Source organism: Rhodococcus aetherivorans (assembly GCF_025722975.1).
GTDB classification, from domain to species: domain Bacteria; phylum Actinomycetota; class Actinomycetes; order Mycobacteriales; family Mycobacteriaceae; genus Rhodococcus; species Rhodococcus aetherivorans.
Genome location: NZ_CP106982.1, coordinates 3,858,436 through 3,877,423, shown reverse-complemented (window position 1 = coordinate 3,877,423; position 18,988 = coordinate 3,858,436). Strand labels below are relative to the sequence as shown.

At 71.6% G+C, this 18,988-nt stretch carries 18 protein-coding genes and 1 pseudogene; 14 read left to right on the top strand and 5 right to left on the bottom strand.

Going from position 1 to position 18,988, the window contains the following annotated elements; translation table 11 throughout:
* Positions 1–89: 89 nt before the first annotated feature.
* Complete coding sequence (locus OCS65_RS17480; RefSeq protein ID WP_006937450.1) at positions 90–1,016, top strand: tyrosine recombinase XerC; 927 nt, start codon at positions 90–92, stop codon at positions 1,014–1,016.
* Positions 1,017–1,591: 575 nt separating this feature from the next.
* Entirely contained in the window at positions 1,592–2,632 is a 1,041-nt protein-coding gene (locus OCS65_RS17475) for a MinD/ParA family ATP-binding protein (protein ID WP_373867505.1), read from the top strand.
* Positions 2,633–2,763: 131 nt separating this feature from the next.
* Here the strand turns inward: OCS65_RS17475 and OCS65_RS17470 are convergent.
* Positions 2,764–3,246: pseudogene (locus OCS65_RS17470) on the bottom strand (M23 family metallopeptidase); the annotation flags it as partial.
* Between the two features lie 321 nt (positions 3,247–3,567).
* Between OCS65_RS17470 and rpsB the strand changes: the two are divergent.
* The 6 genes from rpsB (at position 3,568) to OCS65_RS17440 (ending at position 8,590) form a co-directional block, all read left to right on the top strand.
* The gene (gene rpsB / locus OCS65_RS17465; protein WP_185712707.1) at positions 3,568–4,428 is read left to right on the top strand and encodes a 30S ribosomal protein S2; all 861 of its coding nucleotides are present in this window, start codon (positions 3,568–3,570) and stop codon (positions 4,426–4,428) included.
* A 159-nt stretch (positions 4,429–4,587) separates the two neighbouring features.
* Positions 4,588–5,412: a translation elongation factor Ts gene (tsf, locus tag OCS65_RS17460; RefSeq protein ID WP_006937446.1), complete on the top strand. Its 825-nt coding sequence runs from the start codon at positions 4,588–4,590 to the stop codon at positions 5,410–5,412.
* Between the two features lie 162 nt (positions 5,413–5,574).
* Positions 5,575–6,303, top strand: a complete 729-nt coding sequence (gene pyrH / locus OCS65_RS17455; protein ID WP_006937445.1) for a UMP kinase — start codon at positions 5,575–5,577, stop codon at positions 6,301–6,303.
* Positions 6,304–6,331: 28 nt separating this feature from the next.
* A complete protein-coding gene (gene frr / locus OCS65_RS17450; RefSeq protein WP_006937444.1) occupies positions 6,332–6,889 on the top strand; it encodes a ribosome recycling factor in 558 nt (185 codons plus the stop codon).
* A 2-nt stretch (positions 6,890–6,891) separates the two neighbouring features.
* The gene (locus OCS65_RS17445; RefSeq protein ID WP_006937443.1) at positions 6,892–7,854 is read left to right on the top strand and encodes a phosphatidate cytidylyltransferase; all 963 of its coding nucleotides are present in this window, start codon (positions 6,892–6,894) and stop codon (positions 7,852–7,854) included.
* A gap of 37 nt (positions 7,855–7,891) precedes the next feature.
* Positions 7,892–8,590 carry a class I SAM-dependent methyltransferase gene (locus tag OCS65_RS17440; RefSeq protein WP_065922643.1) on the top strand — a complete coding sequence of 233 codons (699 nt, stop codon included), beginning with the start codon at positions 7,892–7,894 and terminating at the stop codon, positions 8,588–8,590.
* Positions 8,591–8,612: 22 nt separating this feature from the next.
* Here OCS65_RS17440 and OCS65_RS17435 read toward each other — a convergent pair whose 3' ends face one another.
* Together OCS65_RS17435 and OCS65_RS17430 are read right to left on the bottom strand one after the other, a co-directional pair.
* Entirely contained in the window at positions 8,613–9,476 is an 864-nt protein-coding gene (locus OCS65_RS17435; RefSeq protein ID WP_263507335.1) for an HpcH/HpaI aldolase/citrate lyase family protein, read from the bottom strand.
* A 105-nt stretch (positions 9,477–9,581) separates the two neighbouring features.
* Complete coding sequence (locus OCS65_RS17430; RefSeq protein ID WP_006937437.1) at positions 9,582–9,950, bottom strand: LapA family protein; 369 nt, start codon at positions 9,948–9,950, stop codon at positions 9,582–9,584.
* Between the two features lie 87 nt (positions 9,951–10,037).
* Here OCS65_RS17430 and rlmN point away from each other — a divergent pair, with 87 nt between their 5' ends.
* Positions 10,038–11,147: a dual-specificity RNA methyltransferase RlmN gene (gene rlmN / locus OCS65_RS17425; protein ID WP_065922642.1), complete on the top strand. Its 1,110-nt coding sequence runs from the start codon at positions 10,038–10,040 to the stop codon at positions 11,145–11,147.
* Positions 11,148–11,222: 75 nt separating this feature from the next.
* Here rlmN and OCS65_RS17420 read toward each other — a convergent pair whose 3' ends face one another.
* Entirely contained in the window at positions 11,223–11,468 is a 246-nt protein-coding gene (locus tag OCS65_RS17420) for a DUF2631 domain-containing protein (RefSeq protein WP_006937434.1), read from the bottom strand.
* A 142-nt stretch (positions 11,469–11,610) separates the two neighbouring features.
* Here OCS65_RS17420 and dxr point away from each other — a divergent pair, with 142 nt between their 5' ends.
* The 5 genes from dxr (at position 11,611) to OCS65_RS17395 (ending at position 18,037) form a co-directional block, all read left to right on the top strand.
* Entirely contained in the window at positions 11,611–12,774 is a 1,164-nt protein-coding gene (gene dxr, locus OCS65_RS17415) for a 1-deoxy-D-xylulose-5-phosphate reductoisomerase (RefSeq protein ID WP_263507332.1), read from the top strand.
* Positions 12,775–12,789: 15 nt separating this feature from the next.
* Positions 12,790–14,007: a M50 family metallopeptidase gene (locus OCS65_RS17410; RefSeq protein WP_072635106.1), complete on the top strand. Its 1,218-nt coding sequence runs from the start codon at positions 12,790–12,792 to the stop codon at positions 14,005–14,007.
* A 45-nt stretch (positions 14,008–14,052) separates the two neighbouring features.
* Positions 14,053–15,207, top strand: a complete 1,155-nt coding sequence (gene ispG / locus OCS65_RS17405) for a flavodoxin-dependent (E)-4-hydroxy-3-methylbut-2-enyl-diphosphate synthase (RefSeq protein WP_006937431.1) — start codon at positions 14,053–14,055, stop codon at positions 15,205–15,207.
* An 84-nt stretch (positions 15,208–15,291) separates the two neighbouring features.
* On the top strand, positions 15,292–16,128 hold the full coding sequence (locus tag OCS65_RS17400; protein ID WP_102800115.1) for a GNAT family N-acetyltransferase: 837 nt from the start codon (positions 15,292–15,294) through the stop codon (positions 16,126–16,128).
* 67 nt (positions 16,129–16,195) lie between these two features.
* Positions 16,196–18,037: a penicillin-binding transpeptidase domain-containing protein gene (locus tag OCS65_RS17395; protein WP_180987038.1), complete on the top strand. Its 1,842-nt coding sequence runs from the start codon at positions 16,196–16,198 to the stop codon at positions 18,035–18,037.
* 55 nt (positions 18,038–18,092) lie between these two features.
* Here the strand turns inward: OCS65_RS17395 and OCS65_RS17390 are convergent, their stop codons facing one another.
* On the bottom strand, positions 18,093–18,953 hold the full coding sequence (locus OCS65_RS17390) for a helix-turn-helix transcriptional regulator (RefSeq protein ID WP_102800117.1): 861 nt from the start codon (positions 18,951–18,953) through the stop codon (positions 18,093–18,095).
* Between the last annotated feature and the right edge of the window lie 35 nt (positions 18,954–18,988).

Here is an 18,988-nt window from a genome sequence, read left to right as displayed (position 1 = left end):
GAATCGTTTTACTCACGAACTAACCTTAGTGTGCCCTCGGTCGGCGTGTTCGGTTGCGTGGGCGGTGCCCACGGCGCACGGTGACGGCCATGGACACCGCGCTGCCGCCGCCCCTCGCCGTGCACCTCGAGGAGTTCGTCGAGCACCTCGACCTGCAGGGCGGCCGGTCGGCCCACACGATCCGCGCGTACACCACCGACATCCGCACCCTCCTCGCTCACCTCGAGGCCGGCCACCCGGATGCGCGGATCGCCGACCTCACTCTCGAGGTGCTCCGCTCCTGGCTCGCCGGCCAGGTGACGAGTGGCGCCGCCCGCACGACCCTGGCGCGGCGCACCTCGTCCGCCCGCACCTTCTGCGCGTGGCTGGCTCGCACGGGCCGGCTCGACCACGATCCCGCGGCGCGGCTGGCATCGGCCCGCACCCATCGCACTCTCCCGCCGGTACTGCGTGCCGACCAGGCCTGTGAGGTGATGACCGCTGCGGAAGCCGGTGCGCGCGAGATGGAGCCGGTGGCACTGCGGGATCGGCTCGTGCTGGAACTGCTGTATGCGACGGGTATCCGGGTCGGTGAGCTGTGCGGACTCGACGTCGACGACGTCGACACCGAGCGCAGGGCGCTGCGCGTGGTCGGCAAGGGCAACAGGGAACGGACCGTGCCGTACGGGGCGCCCGCGGCCGCCGCGCTCGACGCGTGGCTGCGCACCGGGCGGCCCGCCCTCGCGCGCCCGGATTCGGGGCCCGCCCTGCTGCTCGGCAAACGCGGCGGTCGGCTGGGCCCGCGCCAGGTCCGTACCGTGGTCCACGAGACCGTGGCCGCCGTCCCTGGCGCGCCGGATCTCGCGCCGCACGGGCTGCGGCACAGCGCCGCAACACACCTGCTCGAGGGGGGCGCCGACCTGCGGGTGGTGCAGGAGCTGCTGGGGCACTCGAGCCTGGCGACGACCCAGCTCTACACCCATGTCTCGGTAGCACGGCTGCGTGCGGCACACGAACAGGCGCATCCGCGGGCGTGACCTGTACGCGGCGACGGCCGCGGCGCGGTTTGGTACGGTCGCCGCCGCATCTGCTGTGCAATCCGGGGGGATAAGTGGCATACGACGAGTCGACGCACGCTCTGCCGGCCTGGCTTCGGGACGAGCCGGCGCCCGACCCGGCGCCGACCGGTCGCCGGGGCAGGCGACGGGGGAGTGACCGGACGGTCGGGGGGCCCGTCGAGGCCGAGCCGCCCGTGCAGCCGCCGGCGGCTGCCGAGCCCGTTCGCCTCCCGGCTCCGGTGCCGTCGATTCCGTTCGGCATGCCACCACGACGCCGTCCCGACTCCGTGCCCGAATCGCCGGTCGTCGAACCCGCGATTCCCGAACCCGCGATTCCCGAGCCGGCGACGACCGAGCCGGCGACGACCGATCCGGCGGCGACGGAACCGGTGGTCGCCGAACCACCGGTAGCCGAAGCCGCGGTCACCGGGCCGGTAGCCGCCGAGGGTCCGGAAGAGGCCGTGCCGCCGAGTGATCCGGCGGGGCGTCGCCCCGCCGAGCCCGTGCCGGCTTCGCCGGAGTCCGGCTCGGAACCCGACGAGGTGCACCCGCGAATGTCGGAAGATGATGCGGGGCAGCGTTGTTCGACCATATCCGCGTCGTCCCGAGGGGTCTCGTCGGAGCTCGACGCGTCGGAGCCGCGGCCGTCGAACCTGGACCTGACCTCCGGTGCGCTCGTCCGGCGGTCCCGTCGCACCCCGGTGACCGGCTGGCGGCGCGGCGTGCACCGGCTCACCGGGGGAATCCTCGCGCCCGGCGAATCGGCCGACGAGGCACACAGGCGCGAGCTCGTCGACCGGGTCCGGCAGCCGATCAGCGGCGACTACCGGATCGCCGTGCTCTCCCTCAAGGGCGGTGTCGGAAAGACGACGACCACCGTCGGGCTCGGCGCCACGTTCGCCTCGTTGCGGGGCGACTGCGTGATCGCGGTGGACGCGAATCCCGACTTCGGCACGCTCGCACAGCGGGTGCCGCAGCAGACCGAGTCCACGGTGCGCGACCTGCTCGCCGCGGCCCCGCGGATCTCCCGCTACTCCGATGTCCGCGCGCACACTTCCCAGGCACCGAGCCGCCTCGAGGTGCTTGCGAGTGAACGCGACCCGGCCGTGTCGGAGGCGTTCAGCGAGGACGACTACCGCCGGGTCGTGGACATCCTGCGGGTGTACTACAACGTCGTCCTCACCGATTGCGGCACGGGCATCATGCATTCGGCCATGCGTGGTGTGCTCGCCCTCGCCCACGCCCTTGTGCTGGTCGCGTCCCCGGCGATCGACGGCGCCCGGAGCGCCGCGGCGACCCTCGACTGGCTGCAGCACCACGGGTTCGGGGCGCTCGTCGAACGCACCGTCGTGGTGATCAGCGCCGCCCGGCCCGGGGCCACCAACATCGACATGGAGGCTGTGACGGGCCACTTCCTCGCGCGGTGCCGGGCCGTGCAGGTGGTGCCGTTCGACGAGCACCTCGCCGAGGGGGCCGAGATCGACCTCGGCCTGCTCCGCCCGGCCACCCGCCGGGCCTTCCTCGAGCTCGCCGCCATGGTCGCCGACGACTTCGCGACGGTGTCGGGGCGTCACGCCGCCGGCCGTCGCGCGTAGCGGAGCGGAGCCGCGACCTGATGGGCCGTCGCGCGTAGCGGAGCGGAGCCGCGACCTGATGGGCCGTCGCGCGTAGCGGAGCGGAGCCGCGACCTGATCGGCCGTCGCGCGTAGCGGAGCCGCGGCCTACGGGAAACCGGCTGGAGACGGATCACCGACCGCACGAGCGGCAGAGGGTCGAGGTAGTCGTCGCGGTCCCGGCGCAGACCCCAGTGCAGGCAGGCCGGGGCGCGGCAGCCCTCGTGGCCCGGTTCGAGGGTGCCGAGCGGATCACCCCGTTCCACGCGCCGGCCGGCCGTCACCGTCGCGGTCACCGGCTCGTAGGTGGTGCGCAGCCCGCCGGCGTGCGCCACCGAGACGACGGGTTTGCCGGCGACGGTCCCGGCGAACACCACCACCCCGGCGCCGGCGGCGAGCACCGGCTGACCGGGCCGGCCGGTGAGGTCGGCGCCGCGGTGTCCGGGAAGCCAGTCGTGCTCGGGACCGTCGAAGGGGCGGGCCACGGTCGGCCGTGGATGCAGCGGCCAGCCGAACTCGCGCGGGGCGGCCGCGGCGGGAACCGAACCCGCGAGCGCGGTGAGCGCGGTCAGGACGGCGATCCCGGCGATCTTCATCCGCCCAGCGTGCCGGGCGGCGCCGGCGTGCGACAGGGCCTCGTCGACATTGTGGACAACCACCCGATCCATCCACAGATCGGCCGAACCGGCCTGCTGATCAGGCAGTTGTGGTTCCCGCGGGGCAAGGCCGTACACTGTTCGAGCGGTCTGTGTTCGCAGATCGACTTCGCGCGTCCGCGCGCTGATCGCCGCCCGGTGTGCCGGGCGCCATCGGAAAATGGCCGTCGGCCGGTCCCGCAAGGGTCCGACGGGCATGCGGACGCCAGGGCGGGGATCACCCGATCTCCCGCGGCAACCGAACCGAAAGAGAGAACAGCCATGGCTGTCGTAACAATGAAGCAGCTGCTCGACAGCGGCGCCCACTTCGGCCACCAGACCCGTCGCTGGAACCCGAAGATGAAGCGGTTCATCTTCACCGACCGCAACGGCATCTACATCATCGACCTGCAGCAGACCCTGACGTACATCGACAAGGCGTACGAGTTCATCAAGGAGACGGTCGCCCACGGTGGCACCGTGCTGTTCGTCGGCACCAAGAAGCAGGCGCAGGAGTCCATCGCGGAAGAGGCCACCCGGGTCGGGATGCCTTACGTGAACCAGCGCTGGCTCGGCGGCATGCTCACCAACTTCTCCACCGTCCACAAGCGCCTGCAGCGCCTGAAGGAGCTGGAGTCGATGGAGCAGACCGGTGGCTTCGAGGGTCGCACCAAGAAGGAAATTCTCATGCTCACGCGTGAGAAGACCAAGCTCGAGCGCACCCTCGGCGGCATCCGCGACATGGCCAAGGTGCCGTCGGCGATCTGGGTCGTCGACACCAACAAGGAGCACATCGCCGTCGGCGAGGCCCGCAAGCTGAACATCCCGGTCGTTGCGATCCTCGACACCAACTGCGATCCCGACGTCGTCGACTACCCGATCCCGGGCAACGACGACGCGATCCGGTCGGCCGCGCTGCTGACCAAGGTCGTCGCCTCCGCCGTCGCCGAGGGCGTGCAGGCCCGTGCCGGCCAGAGCGCCGACAAGGACGCCAAGCCGGAGTCCGGCGCCGGCGAGCCGCTCGCCGAGTGGGAGCAGGAGCTGCTCGCGCAGGCCACCCCCGCCGCCGAGGCCGAGGCTCCGGCCGCCGAGGCCGAGGCCGAGGCCCCCGCCGCCGACGCGGCGCCCTCCGCCGAAGCCTGATCCGATGCGCGGCCCCGACCGGTAGATCCTGAGATCATGGTCGGGGCCGTCGCACGCGACCGCGCCGCATCAGTGCACACGCACGCGACCGAGCCGCATCAGAGGAAACTCCCGCGCGAGCACCCATCGCGCACAACAGACACAGGAGGCTCGCTTCCCATGGCGAACTACACCGCCGCCGACGTCAAGCGTCTGCGTGAGCTCACCGGCTCCGGAATGCTGGCGTGCAAGAACGCGCTCGCCGACAACGACGGCGACTTCGACAAGGCCGTCGAGCAGCTGCGCATCAAGGGCGCCAAGGACGTGGGCAAGCGCGCCGAGCGCTCCACCGCCGAGGGCCTGGTCGCCGCGAAGAACGGCGTGCTCATCGAGCTCAACTCCGAGACCGACTTCGTCGCCAAGAACGACGAGTTCCAGGCTCTCGCCGAGAAGATCGTCACCGCTGCGGCCGAGGCCAAGCCCGCCGACCTCGAGGCCCTCAAGGCTGTCGAGGTGGACGGCAAGACCGTCGACACCCTGGTGCAGGAGCTCTCCGCCAAGATCGGCGAGAAGCTCGAACTGCGCCGCCTCGCCGTGTTCGACGGCCCCGTCGCCGTGTACCTGCACAAGCGTGCGTCCGACCTGCCGCCGGCCGTCGGCGTGCTCGTCGAGTACTCCGGTGAGGGCGACGCCGCCGCCGAGGCCGCCCGCGCCGCCGCGATGCAGGTCGCCGCGCTGAAGGCGAAGTACCTCACCCGCGACGAGGTCCCGGCCGACACGGTCGAGAACGAGCGCCGCATCGCGGAGGAGACCGCCAAGAACGAGGGCAAGCCGGAGGCCGCCCTGCCGAAGATCGTCGAGGGCCGTCTCAACGGCTTCTTCAAGGACGTCGTGCTGCTCGAGCAGGCCTCGGTGACGGACTCGAAGAAGACCGTCAAGGCGCTGCTCGACGAGGCCGGCGCCACCGTCTCGCGCTTCGTGCGTTTCGAGGTCGGCGCCAGCTAGATCTCTCGATTCCTCGACCCCGTCGGCGCTCGCCGGCGGGGTCGAGGCGCGTCGGCGGCTCGATATCCGGGCCGATCGGACACTCGCGCCCCCGTCTCGGTTCCACGGGGTCGGATGAGGCAGGATGAAAGGGCCGATCCACCGCTCGATCCGAGGAGAACCATGTCCGAACACGCCCAGGAACGTCCCGGTTTCCGTCGGGTGCTGCTCAAGCTCGGCGGGGAGATGTTCGGCGGGGGCAAGGTCGGTCTCGACCCGGACGTGGTGACGACCGTGGCCGAGGAGATCGCCGAGGTCGTCCGCTCCGGGGTGGAGGTGGCTGTGGTCATCGGCGGCGGCAACTTCTTCCGCGGCGCGGAACTGCAGCAGCGCGGCCTCGACCGCGCCCGCTCCGACTACATGGGCATGCTCGGCACGGTGATGAACTCTCTTGCGCTGCAGGACTTCCTGGAGAAGCAGGGCGTGGACACCCGGGTCCAGACCGCCATCACGATGGGGCAGGTCGCCGAGCCGTACCTGCCGCTGCGGGCCCGCCGGCACCTCGAGAAGGGCCGCGTGGTGATCTTCGGCGCCGGCATGGGAATGCCCTACTTCTCCACCGACACCACGGCCGCGCAGCGCGCCCTCGAGATCGGCGCCGAGGTGGTCCTGATGGCCAAGGCCGTCGACGGTGTCTACTCGGCCGATCCGCGGATCGACCCCGACGCGACCCTGTTCACCGAGATCACCCACCGCGAGGTCATCGAGAAGGGGCTCAAGGTGGCGGACGCGACCGCGTTCAGCCTCTGCATGGACAACGACATGCCGATCATGGTCTTCAACCTGCTCACCGAGGGGAATATCGCTCGGGCCGTCGCCGGTGAGAAGATCGGAACACTCGTACGGTCATGAACGGACAACGGAACATGGAGGAACTGCCGTGATCGATGAAGCTCTCTTCGAGGCCGAGGAGAAGATGGAGAAGGCCGTCACGGTGGCCAAGGACGATCTCGGATCCATCCGCACCGGCCGCGCGAATCCCGGCATGTTCTCCAGGATCGTCGTCGACTACTACGGCGCGCCCACCCCGGTCACGCAGATGGCCAGCATCAACGTCCCCGAGGCGCGCATGGTGGTCGTCAAGCCCTACGAGGCATCGCAGCTCGGTCCGATCGAGACCGCGATCCGCAACTCCGACCTGGGCGTCAATCCGACCAACGACGGGTCCCTGATCCGCATCTCCATCCCGCAGCTCACCGAGGAACGCCGCCGCGAGCTGGTCAAGCAGGCCAAGGCCAAGGGCGAGGACGCCAAGGTGTCCGTGCGCAACGTGCGACGCAAGGCGATGGAGGAGCTGCACCGCATCCAGAAGGACGGCGAGGCCGGCGAGGACGACGTCACCCGCGCGGAGAAGGAACTCGACAAGACCACGGCGAAGTACGTGGCGCAGATCGACGAACTGGTCAAGCACAAGGAAGCCGAGTTGCTGGAGGTTTAACCGTGGGTACAGCCGCCGGGTCGTCCGACCCGCAGCTCCCCTTGGGCGTCACCGACGCCGACTCGGCGGCCGAGGCCGCGAAGGCGGACCCCGAGGTCCCGCCGGTGCGGCCCGATGCCACCCCCACCGCGGAGCCGGCGAAGAAGTCCTCCCGGGCGGGCCGGAACCTGCCCGCGGCCGTGGGCGTCGGCGCCGGTCTCGGCGCCCTCGTCATCGTGGTGCTCGCATTCGCTCCCAAGGCGTGGCTCGTCGTCGTCGCGGTGGCCATCGCGATCGCCACGTGGGAGGTCACCAAGCGCCTGCGTGAGGCGGACGTCCTGGTTCCCCGGATCCCGCTCCTGGTCGGGGGGCAGGCGATGATCTGGCTCGGCTGGCCCTACGGCACCACCGGTGTGCTCGGCGCCTTCGCCGGCACCACGGTCGTGTCGATGCTGTGGCGGTTGTTCGACCGTGGACTGCGCGGCCGGCCCCGCAACTACCTGCGCGACACCGCGGTCACCGTCTTCACCGCGGCGTGGGTGCCGTTCCTCGCGTCGTTCGCGACGCTGATGGTCCTCGACGACAACGGCGCCGCACGCGTGTTCTGCCTGATGATCGTGTGCGTCGCGTCCGACGTCGGCGGGTATGCGGCGGGGGTGCTGTTCGGCAAGCACCCGATGGCGCCCGCGATCAGCCCGAAGAAGTCCTGGGAGGGCTTCGGTGGCTCGGTCCTCGCCTGCACCGTCGCCGGAATCCTCACGGTGACCCTGCTGCTCGACGCCGCCTGGTGGATCGGTGCGCTCCTCGGCGTCGTCCTCGCCGCCACGGCCACGGCGAGCGACCTGATCGAGTCACAGGTCAAGCGCGACCTCGGCATCAAGGACATGGGCACCCTGCTGCCCGGCCACGGCGGCATCATGGACCGGCTGGACTCGATCCTGCCGTCCGCGTTCGTCACCTGGCTCGTCCTCGGCGCCTTCGTCTAGGCCGGTGGCGAGGAGACAGCGGTCCGACGCGCACGGGGTGGTCCCCAGCCCCAACATCTGGCACTGGCCGGAGGTCTACGAGGAAGAGAACCGCGCCCAGGACGTCCACGGCGTGGTGTACGCGGCGCTGCGCGAGGCGTGCGACTGGGCCGGTCGCGACGTCCTCGACGTGGGCTGCGGCACCGGCTTCCACCTGCCGATGTTCGCGGCCACCGCGCGCACCGTGACCGGCATCGAACCGCACCCGCCGCTGGTGGAGCTGGCCCGCCGACGTGTGCGGGACCAGCCGGGCGTCCGGGTGGAGGCCGGTTCGGCCGAGCAGTTGCCGCTTCCGGACGGCACCGTCGACGTCGTGCACGCGCGCACCGCCTACTTCTTCGGGCCCGGGTGCGGGGCGGGCATCGCCGAGGCCATGCGCGTGCTGCGGCCCGGCGGCGCGCTCGCGATCGTCGACCTCGACGCGACCGCCCATCCGTACGGCGAATGGATGCGCGCGGACCTGCCGCACTACGACCCGGCGGCGGTGGAGGCGTTCTTCGCCGCCCAGGGCTTCGACCTGCGCCGGGTCGACACCGAATGGCGCTTCCCGGACCGTGCGACCCTCGAGCGCGTACTCGGCATCGAGTTCGGCCCGCGCGTCGCCGAGCGAGCGGTGCACGGCACCCCGGGCACCACCCTCACGGTGCGCTACCGGCTGCATGTGCGCCGCAAGCCCCGGGGCCTGGAGATCCCCTGAGCGTGCGGCGCGTGCCGCGGACCTAGCGGCGGTGGTGGGTGCCGCGGATGCGGAACACCCGCGCCAGTTCGCTGATCCTCTTCGCCTTGGCCAGGCGGGGCAGGTCGCTGCCGTCGCGCACCCCGCGGCCGTCCTCGCCGAGCGTGTCGATCACCTCGTGTGCCCAGCCGACCTCGTCGGAGCTGGGGCTGAGGGCGGCGTTGACGAACGGTGCCCGGGCCGGAGTCATGCACAGCTTCCCGGTCATTCCCATCGACGCGGTCAGCTTCGCCTCCCGCTCGAGGACCTCGGGGTCGTCGGTCAGCGACGGCCCGTCGACGGGACCGGGCAGGCGGGCCGCCCGGCTCGACACCACCAGGCGGGAACGCGGGTAGGCCATGGCGAGGGGGGAGTCGTCCATCCCGGTGTCGCGGCGGAAGTCGCCGCTGCCGAACGCCAGCCGGAACGTACCGTCGGCGCGGGCGATCTCGGGTGTGGCCTCGAGGCCCACCGCCGATTCGATGAGCACGAGGATGCGGGTGCCGGCCGGCAGCTGAGCGGCCGTGGCGTCGACCTGCTGGCCGCTCTCGGTCTTGGCGAGCATCACGCCCTGCAGGCCGGGCACCCCGGCGAGCGCGGCGAGATCGTCGGCCCAGTGCACAGTGGTGGCGTCGTTGATCCGCACCCAGGCACGGCCACCACCGCGCAACCATTCGACGACGTCATCGCGCGCGGCGGCCTTACCGGCCGCCGGTACGGCGTCCTCGAGGTCGAGGATCACGGCGTCGGCCGGGGACGCGGCGGCCGCGGCGAACCGCTCCGGGGCGTTGCCCGGAACGAGCAGCCAGGATCGGGCGAGCTCGGGTGCGACGGTGGCGGAGGCGGGGGCATCCAGGTGGGCGGTCACGTCAGGCTCCTCGGGTGAAGGTCTTGTCTCCAGGGTGCCCTGTTGTCGCCGCCTTGGGGAAATTGGGTGCGTTGTGTTCGTCACCCGCCGCGGGGCGGCGCGGTGTTACCGCCGCTTCGCGGCGCGTTTGATCTGCAGGATCCGCACACCGCCCGCCAGTGCCATGACGAGGGCCCCGGCGATGGCCGACAGGAGCAGGCTCACCCCGAGCGGCAGGGTGAACTCCCACACGAACATTTCCATGGTGACCGGGTCGAGGTTCTGCAGGATGAACACGAGCAGCAGGATCAGCACCAGAACACCGATGACCAGGCCGGTCCACGTGGAGGCCGCCCGGCTGCGGTCGAGGGGAATCTCCGGTGCCGGGCGGACGTTGGACTCGGGCGTGGCCTTCGTCGCCCCCTGAGGCTCGAGCTGGCCCCGGACCGGAAGGTCCGGTGGCGGTTCGGGGAGATCCGCAGGGCGTTCGGTCATGGCTCGATCATCTCGCTCCGGCCGCCGGTGCACACCGCATTCGGCGAGGAAAACCGGCGTTGCCGCCCTGATGGATAATGGTTCATTATGCCCTCCTCTCTTCCCCTGGTTTTCGACGCGCCCAAACGCGGCATGCCGCCGCGCCACCTCGCCGATCTCGATGCCGAGCAGCGCCGCGAGGCCGTGCGCGAACTCGGCCTGCCGGCCTTCCGCGCCGATCAGTTGGCTCGGCACTACTACGGGCGCCTCGAAGCCGATCCGGAGAAGATGACGGATCTGCCGGCGAAGGTGCGCGAGCAGGTCGGGGCCGCGTTCTTTCCCGCGTTGCTGACCCCGGTCAAGCACGTGGCCTGCGACGGCGGCGAGACCCGCAAGACGCTGTGGCGCGCCGGGGACGGCACCCTCCTGGAGAGCGTGCTCATGCGCTACCCCGACCGTGCCACGCTGTGCATCTCGAGCCAGGCCGGCTGCGGTATGGCCTGCCCGTTCTGCGCGACGGGCCAGGGCGGTTTGAACCGGAACCTGTCGACCGCCGAGATCGTCGACCAGGTGCGCGCCGCCGCCGCGGCCCTGCGCGACGGTGACGTCGCCGGGGGACCGGGCCGGCTGTCCAACGTGGTGTTCATGGGCATGGGGGAGCCGCTGGCGAACTACAAGCGTGTGGTGGCCGCCGTGCGGCGCATCACCGCGCCGCCCCCGGAGGGACTGGGCCTGTCGCAGCGGTCGGTCACCGTCTCCACCGTCGGCCTCGCTCCGGCCATCCGCCGGCTGGCCGACGAGGATCTGAGCGTGACGCTCGCCGTGTCGCTGCACACCCCGGACGACGAACTGCGCGACACGCTGGTGCCGGTCAACAACCGCTGGCCCGTCGCCGAGGTGCTCGACGCCGCGCGCTACTACGCCGACCGGACCGGTCGCCGCGTCTCCGTCGAGTACGCCCTGATCCGCGACGTCAACGACCAGCCGTGGCGGGCGGACATGCTGGGCAAGAAGCTGCACAAGGCGCTCGGCCCGCTGGTGCACGTGAACCTGATCCCGCTCAATCCGACGCCGGGCAGCGAATGGGACGCCAGCCCGAAGCCGGTCGAGCGCGAATTCGTCCGTCGCGTCCAGGCGCAGGGGGTCTCGTGCACCGTGCGGGACACCCGGGGGCAGGAGATCGCGGCCGCGTGCGGTCAGCTCGCCGCCGAGAACTGAGCGCCACCCCCCGGGACGCGAAGGGCCCGTCCGGACGAACCGGGCGGGCCCTTCGACGCTGCTGCGGGGGTGCGGCTACCGCCGGCGCCGCCGCTGGACGATGTCGCGCACCAGGATGGCGACCAGCGCCGCGGCGAAGCCGATCAGGAACCAGTTCTCGACGTTGCCGTTGTGGTTGCCGATGATCATCGCCAGCAGGAACAGTGCGACGAGCCAGCCCATGACGCGGAACAGGCGGGGGGCTTCGCCACTCCAACCCCACTCCGCCGACGGCACCTCGGCCGTGTCGACGCCAGTGGTCTTCAACTCGGTACCGGCCACCGCTTGTCCTCCTGCTCGCAAAGATCTTCGCTGTTGGGCCAATCGTGACATACGACCGTCCGTCGTACGAAGTGGGGGCGCTCTCGCGCGCGCCGGACGGGTGATTCAGCATCCCCTCAGGACGGTCGGGGACAATGTCGGCGTGGTCGACTCGCAACCCAGCTCCCGCACCCGTGTCCTGCTGCTCGGCAGCACCGGCTCCATCGGCACCCAGGCCCTCGCGGTGATCGCCGCCAACCCCGACCGGTTCGAGGTGGTCGGTCTCGCCGCCGGTGGCGGCAACATCGATCTGCTCGCCGAGCAGATCCGCGTCACCGGTGTCGCCGAGGTGGCCGTCGCGAACGCGCAGGCCGCCGCGCGGCTCGACGTCCCGGGTCTGCAGGTGCGCAGCGGGCCCGACGCGGTCACGCGGCTGGTGCGCGACGTCGAGGCCGACGTGGTGCTCAACGCCCTCGTCGGGTCCCTCGGCCTGGAGCCGACGCTGGCCGCACTGGCGACGGGCGCGCGCCTGGCGCTGGCCAACAAGGAATCGCTCGTCGCCGGCGGCGCGCTGGTCACCGCGGCCGCGGCCCCGGGCCAGATCGTGCCCGTCGACTCGGAGCACTCGGCGCTGGCCCAGTGCCTGCGCGGCGGCAGCCCCGACGAGGTGGCCCGGCTCGTGCTCACGGCCTCGGGCGGGCCGTTCCGCGGTTGGCCGGCCGAGCGGCTCGAGTCGGTCACCCCCGAGCAGGCCGGCGCCCATCCCACCTGGTCGATGGGCCCGATGAACACCCTGAACTCGGCGACGCTGGTGAACAAGGGCCTGGAGCTGATCGAGACGCACCTGCTGTTCGGCATCGGTTACGACCGGATCGACGTCACCGTGCACCCGCAGTCGATCGTGCACTCGATGGTCACCTTCACCGACGGCTCCACCCTGGCCCAGGCGTCACCGCCGTCGATGAAGCTGCCCATCGCACTCGCGCTGGGCTGGCCGCACCGGATCGCGGACGCGGCGCCGGCCCTCGACTTCGCGACCGCCTCGACCTGGGAGTTCGAACCGGTGGCGCACGAGGTGTTCCCCGCGATCGAACTGGCGCGGGCCGCCGGGGTGGGCGGCGGATGCCTGACCGCGGTGTACAACGCCGCCAACGAGGTGGCCGCGGAGGCCTTCCTCGCCGGCGCCCTGCCGTTCCCGGGGATCGTGCGCACGGTGGCGGCGGTCCTGTCCGACGCCGACGACTGGTCCGCGGCACCCGCTACCGTGGAAGATGTGCTCGCCGCCGACGGCTGGGCTCGGGACCGAGCCCGCGCGCTCGTGAAGTAGGAGGACCGGCCACCGATGATGTTCGTTCTGGGCGTCGTGCTGTTCGCCCTCGGCATCGCCGTATCCATCGCCCTGCACGAGGCCGGGCACATGTGGACCGCGCAGCGCCTCGGGATGAAGGTGCGGCGCTACTACATCGGGTTCGGGCCGCGGCTGTACTCGTTCCGTCGCGGCGAGACCGAGTACGGCCTCAAGGCGATCCCTGCGGGCGGCTTCTGCGACATCGCGGGCATGACGGCGCTCGACGAACTGGCCCCCGACGAGCACGAGCGCGCCATGTACAAGCAGAAGGCGTGGAAGCGCGTCGTGGTGATGTCCGGCGGCATCGCGATGAACTTCGTCCTCGGCATGGTGCTGATCTTCGGGCTCGCCGTGGCGTGGGGTCTGCCCCGTCTGGGGGAGACCCCGGCGGAGATCGGGGAGCTCTCGTGCGTCGCACCGACTCAGGCCGGTGAGGCCGGGGGCTACGAGCTGGCGCCGTGCAGCGGGCCGGGTCCCGCCGCGGCCGCGGGCCTCGAGGTCGGGGACGTCGTGGTCTCCGTCGGCGGCACCGAGGTAGCGACGTTCGCGGACCTGGTCGAGGCCACCCGCGCCGCGACCGGGACGGTGGATTTCGTCGTCGAACGCGACGACCGCACGCTGACGATCCCGGTGCCGGTCGAGTCCGCCCAGCGGTGGGTGCAGGATCCCGAGACGGGCGAGATCACCTCGGAGACCGTCAGCGCAATCGGCGTCGCCGCACCGCCGTCCGTCACCGAGTACACCGCGTTCACCGCGGTGGGTGGCACGCTGCGGTTCACCGGTGACATGTTCGTCCTGACCGCGCAGGCCCTCGCCGACCTGCCGAGCAAGGTGGGGGCGCTGTGGGAGTCGGTGACGGGCGGCGAACGCGATCCCGACACCCCGATCAGCGTCGTCGGCGCGTCCGTCATCGGCGGGCAGGTCGCCGAGCGGGGCATCTGGCAGATGTTCGTCCTGCTGCTCGCGCAGCTCAACTTCTTCCTGGGCATGTTCAACCTGCTCCCGCTGCTGCCGCTCGACGGCGGCCACATCGCCGTGGTCGCGTACGAGAAGGTCCGCAACTGGATCCGGGGGCTGCGCGGGCTGCCGGTCGGGGGTCCGGTCGACTACACGAAGCTGCTGCCCGTCACCTACGTGTTCGTCCTCATCGGCGGCGCGTTCATGCTGTTGACACTCACCGCGGACATCGTCAACCCCATCCAGCTGTTCTGACCCGCATCGCTAGAATTGCCGCGTAGCTACGAAAGAAGGCGAAACGTGACCAGCCCCGTCGGTTTGGGCATGCCCGAAGTCCCCGCCGTCCTCGCGCCCCGGCGCAAGACCCGTCAGCTGATGGTCGGCGACGTCGGCGTGGGCAGCGACCACCCGGTGTCGGTGCAGTCGATGTGCACCACCAAGACGCACGACATCAACGCGACGTTGCAGCAGATCGCCGAGCTCACCGCGTCCGGCTGCGACATCGTCCGCGTCGCATGCCCGCGGCAGGAGGACGCCGACGCGCTCGCCGCGATCGCGAAGAAGAGCCAGATCCCGGTCATCGCGGACATCCACTTCCAGCCGCGCTACATCTTCGCCGCCATCGATGCCGGGTGCGCCGCCGTGCGCGTCAACCCCGGCAACATCAAGGAGTTCGACGGCCGCGTCAAGGAGGTCGCCAAGGCGGCCGGCGAGGCAGGCATCCCGATCCGTATCGGCGTCAATGCCGGCTCGCTGGATCCGCGCATCCTGAGCAAGTACGGCAAGGCCACGCCGGAAGCGCTCGTCGAGTCCGCGCTGTGGGAGGCGAGCCTGTTCGAGGAGCACGGCTTCGGCGACATCAAGATCTCGGTCAAGCACAACGACCCGGTCGTGATGGTCGAGGCCTACCGCCAGCTCGCCGCGCAGTGCGACTACCCGCTGCACCTGGGCGTGACCGAGGCCGGGCCCGCCTTCCAGGGCACGATCAAGTCGGCCGTCGCGTTCGGTGCGCTGCTGAGCGAGGGCATCGGCGACACCATCCGGGTGTCGCTGTCGGCGCCGCCGGCCGAGGAGATCAAGGTCGGCACCCAGATCCTGCAGTCGCTGAACCTGCGGCCCCGCAAGCTCGAGATCGTCTCGTGCCCGTCGTGCGGCCGGGCGCAGGTCGACGTGTACACCCTGGCCAACGAGGTCACCGCCGGCCTCGAGGGCATGGAGGTGCCCCTGCGGGTCGCGGTCATGGGGTGCGTCGTCAACGGCCCCGGTGAGGCCCGCGAGGCCGACCTCGGTGTCGCCTCCGGCAACGGCAAGGGCCAGATCTTCGTCAAGGGCAAGGTCGTCAAGACCGTCCCCGAGGCCCAGATCGTCGAGACGCTGATCGAGGAGGCCATGCGCATCGCCGAGGAGATGGAGGGTGACGCCGGCACCGGAAACCCGGTGGTCTCCGTCGGCTGAACCGGTTCGGCGGGCGCAGGACTCCCGCGCGGCCCCGGCTTCTGGCAGTCTGATTGCGTATCCGCAGTCGACAGGTGGTGGGACGTGCTCAAGCTTCTGGGAGTCCGGTCTCTCGGTGGCCGTGACACCGCACACGTGTTGCGGGTGCTGGCCCACGATCCGGTGGCGGCGTGCATGGTGGCCGGCCGGATCGAGGAGTACGGCCTCGATTCCCGCGCCGTCGGCGGCGACATGTGGAGCCGGGGCGGACCCGACGACTCGTTGTGCTTCTCGGGGGCGAACCTCGTTCCGCTGCTCGGCGACCGCGACGATCTGCACGCCTTCGCGGACCGCGCCGCCCGCGGCCCCCGCCTGTGCTCGTCGCTCGTCGGCCGGGCCGAACTCGCGTTGCCGATGTGGGAGGTCCTCCAGCCGGAATGGGGTCCCGCGCGCGAGGTGCGGGCCGAGCAGCCGCTGCTGGTACTCGACCGGGAACCGTGCGTCGTCCCCGACCCGCTGGTGCGCCGCGTGCGGCCGGAGGAGATCGACGCCTACATGCCGGCCGCGATCGCGATGTTCCGTGAGGAGGTCGGCGTCGATCCGTGCGCGGGCGACGGGGGCTCGGGCTACCGCCGCCGGGTGCAGAGCCTGATCGCCACCGGACGGGCGTGGGCCCGCTTCGAGCACGGCCGGGTCGTGTTCAAGGCCGAGATCGGCTCCCAGTCCTCGTCGGTGGGGCAGATCCAGGGCGTGTGGGTGGATCCCGGCAGGCGCGACGCCGGCCTCGGCTCGACCGGCACCGCGGCTGTCGCCGCCGCCGTCACCGCCGGCGGCCGGCTGCCGAGCCTGTACGTCAACAGCTTCAACCACCGGGCCCGCGCGGCCTACGCCCGCATCGGTTTCCGTCAGGTCGCGACGTTCTGCACGGTGCTGCTGGACTGAGGGGCCGCTCCGCCCGGCCCGTGTCGCCTCCCCGATCCGCGTGGCCGCCGGTCCTACGATGACGGCGATGAGAACTCGATCCGCCCGCGTCTCGGCCCCGCTCGTCCCGGCACCGCGTCGACTGCTGCGGCGCGGGGCGGTCCTGGTGGCCGCCGTCGCGCTGGCCGGCGGTGTCGTCGCGTGTACCCCGAAGCCGGCCGGACCCGAGCCCGCCGCACAGGAGTTCCTCACCGACTTCGCCGACCGGGACTTCGCCGCGGCCGCCGCCCTGACCGACCGTCCCGAGCCGGCCGAGGAGGCGCTGGCGGAGACGTGGAACGGACTACAGGCGGAGACGCTGGCGGTGGACACCGACGGCGTGCGGATCGACGGGGACACTGCGACGGTCACCTACGTTTACGAATGGGGCCTGCCCGGTGAGCGCGTGTGGCGGTACTCCGGCGAGATGAACATGGGCCGCAGCGGGAACGACTGGGTGGTCCGCTGGACCCGGTCGAACCTGCATCCCCAACTCGGCGATCGGCAGCGGATGCAGCTGCGGACCAATCCCGCCCCCCGCGCGCGCGTCAACGAGCATTCCGGCTCGGATGTGCTCGTTCCGGGCATCGTCTACGGTGTCGGTTTCGACGCCACGGCGGCCGGCGACGTCCGGGGTGCGGCGCGGGCGTTGTCGGCGGCGCTGACACAGTTCGACCCGTCGCTGACCGCGCAGTCGATCGCCGAGACCGCCACCGCCGCCGAGGGCGCCCACTCGGTGGTGCGGCTGCGTGAGGAGGACTACGAACGCGTCGCCGGCACCCTCGCGGCGATTCCCGGCGTCACGATCACCGAGCAGGCCGACCTCGTCTCCACCGACCGCAGCTTCGCCCCCGATCTGGTCGGCCAGATCAAGAAGACCGTGATCGACGAGGTGGACGGCAAGGCCGGGTGGAGCGTGGTCGCCGTCAACCAGAACGGCGTCGACACCGGTGTGCTCACCGAGACCCCGCCCGAGCCGGCGCCGTCGTTCTCCATCAGCCTGGACCGTCCCATCCAGGTGGCGGCGCAGGCCGCCGTCGACGCCCGCGCGGAACAGGCGATGATGGTGGTGATCGAGGCGTCCACCGGCGCGGTCCTCGCCGTCGCCCAGAACAAGGCGGCCGACCGCGACGGACCGGTCGCGCTGGCGGGGCAGTACCCTCCCGGCTCCACCTTCAAGATCATCACCTCGGGCGCCGCCATCTCCAGCGGTCTCGCCACGCCCGGCACCATGGTGGCCTGCCCGGGACGGATCACGATCGGCGAGCGCAGCGTCCCCAACTACAACGAATTCTCGGTCGGCACCGTGCCGATGGCGACGGCGTTCGCGCGCTCGTGCAACACCTCGTTCGCCAAACTCGCCTCCGAGATGGCGCCCGACGCCCTCACCGTCGCGGCCGCGCAGTTCGGCATCGGACCCGAGTACGAGGTGGTGGGCATGCCCACGTTCTCCGGGTCGGTGCCGCCGGCCGAGGACCTGGTCCAGCGCGCCGAGGACGGCTTCGGTCAGGGCAAGGTCGTCGTCAGCCCGTTCGGGATGGCCCTGGCCGCCGCGACCGTCGCGCACGGCAGCGCACCCGTGCCCTACCTGTTGCAGGGACGCGAGACAGCCGTCACCGGCGACCGGCCGCCCGTCACCCCGGAGATGATCGACGGCCTGCGCGGCATGATGCGGCTGGTGATCACCAGCGGCACCGCCGACCGCATCCGCGACCAGGGCGAGGTGTACGGCAAGACGGGTGAGGCCGAGGTCGAGGGTGGCTCCCACGCGTGGTTCGTCGGCTACCGCGGCGACCTGGCCTTCGCCACGCTCGTCGTGCGCGGCGGCAGCTCCGACAACGCCGTCGCCGTCACCCGCGACATGTTCGCGGCCCTCCCGGAAGGGTACTGACCGGCCCGGGCGGGGGTTGCCGGCCGGCACCCGGACGAGCCACCGGCCGGGTCGCTCAGGGCAGCAGACCCAGGCGCCGCGCGGACACCACCGCCTCGTGCCGGGTGTGGGCGTCGAGCTTGCCCATTGCGCTGCGCAGGTAGCTCTTGACCGTCTCCGGGCCGACCGACAGCCGGTCGGCGATCTCGGCATTGGTGCATCCCAGTGCCACGTGCGCGAGCACGTCGGTCTCGCGCGGCGAGAGCACCACGTCGGTCGGTTGCGGGGCCGGGCCGCCGAGCGCCCCGGCCAGCCGGTCCGACAGCGCCCGCAGCTTGCGCTGCAGGCCGGCGTCGTCCACGGACTGGGCGAGGCCGCGCAGTTCCGCGTGCACGTCCCGGATCTGGGCCGCCGCGACCGGGTTCTCGGACGGCCGATCGAGGGAGCCGAGCAGCGCCAGCCGCCGGTCCACCTCGTCCCGGATGGCGATCTCGCTGCTGAGCCGGCGCGCCGCCTGCACGAACGCCCCCACCGCGCGATCGCCGAGCGGTGAGCACTCACGGATCGCGCCGTAGAGGACGGCGCGGGCCGCCCCTCCCACCATCACCGGCACCGCGAGGATCGACCGCAGCCCCTCGCTGAGCACGGGCCGGTCGAAGTGGTGGGTGATCGACGACGACCGGCCGTAGTCGGGCACCGTCGCCGGCCGGGCCCGGTCCACCACGAGGCCACCCAGGCCCGCCCGCGGCGGCACCACGACCCCCTCGAGGCCGTTCGTGCGGGTGCCGAAGAACTCGGTCAGGTGCAGGTTCCCGTCGCGGACCTCCCCGGCGAACACGACGGGAATCAGTGCCTCCGCCGCGGTGCGGCGGAGCTCGCCGCGCAGTGCGTCGCTGTCACGGGGACGAAGGAGAGGCGAGGTGCCGGCCGGCGCCATCGGTCACCCCTTTCCGGGGGTATCGGGACGTACTT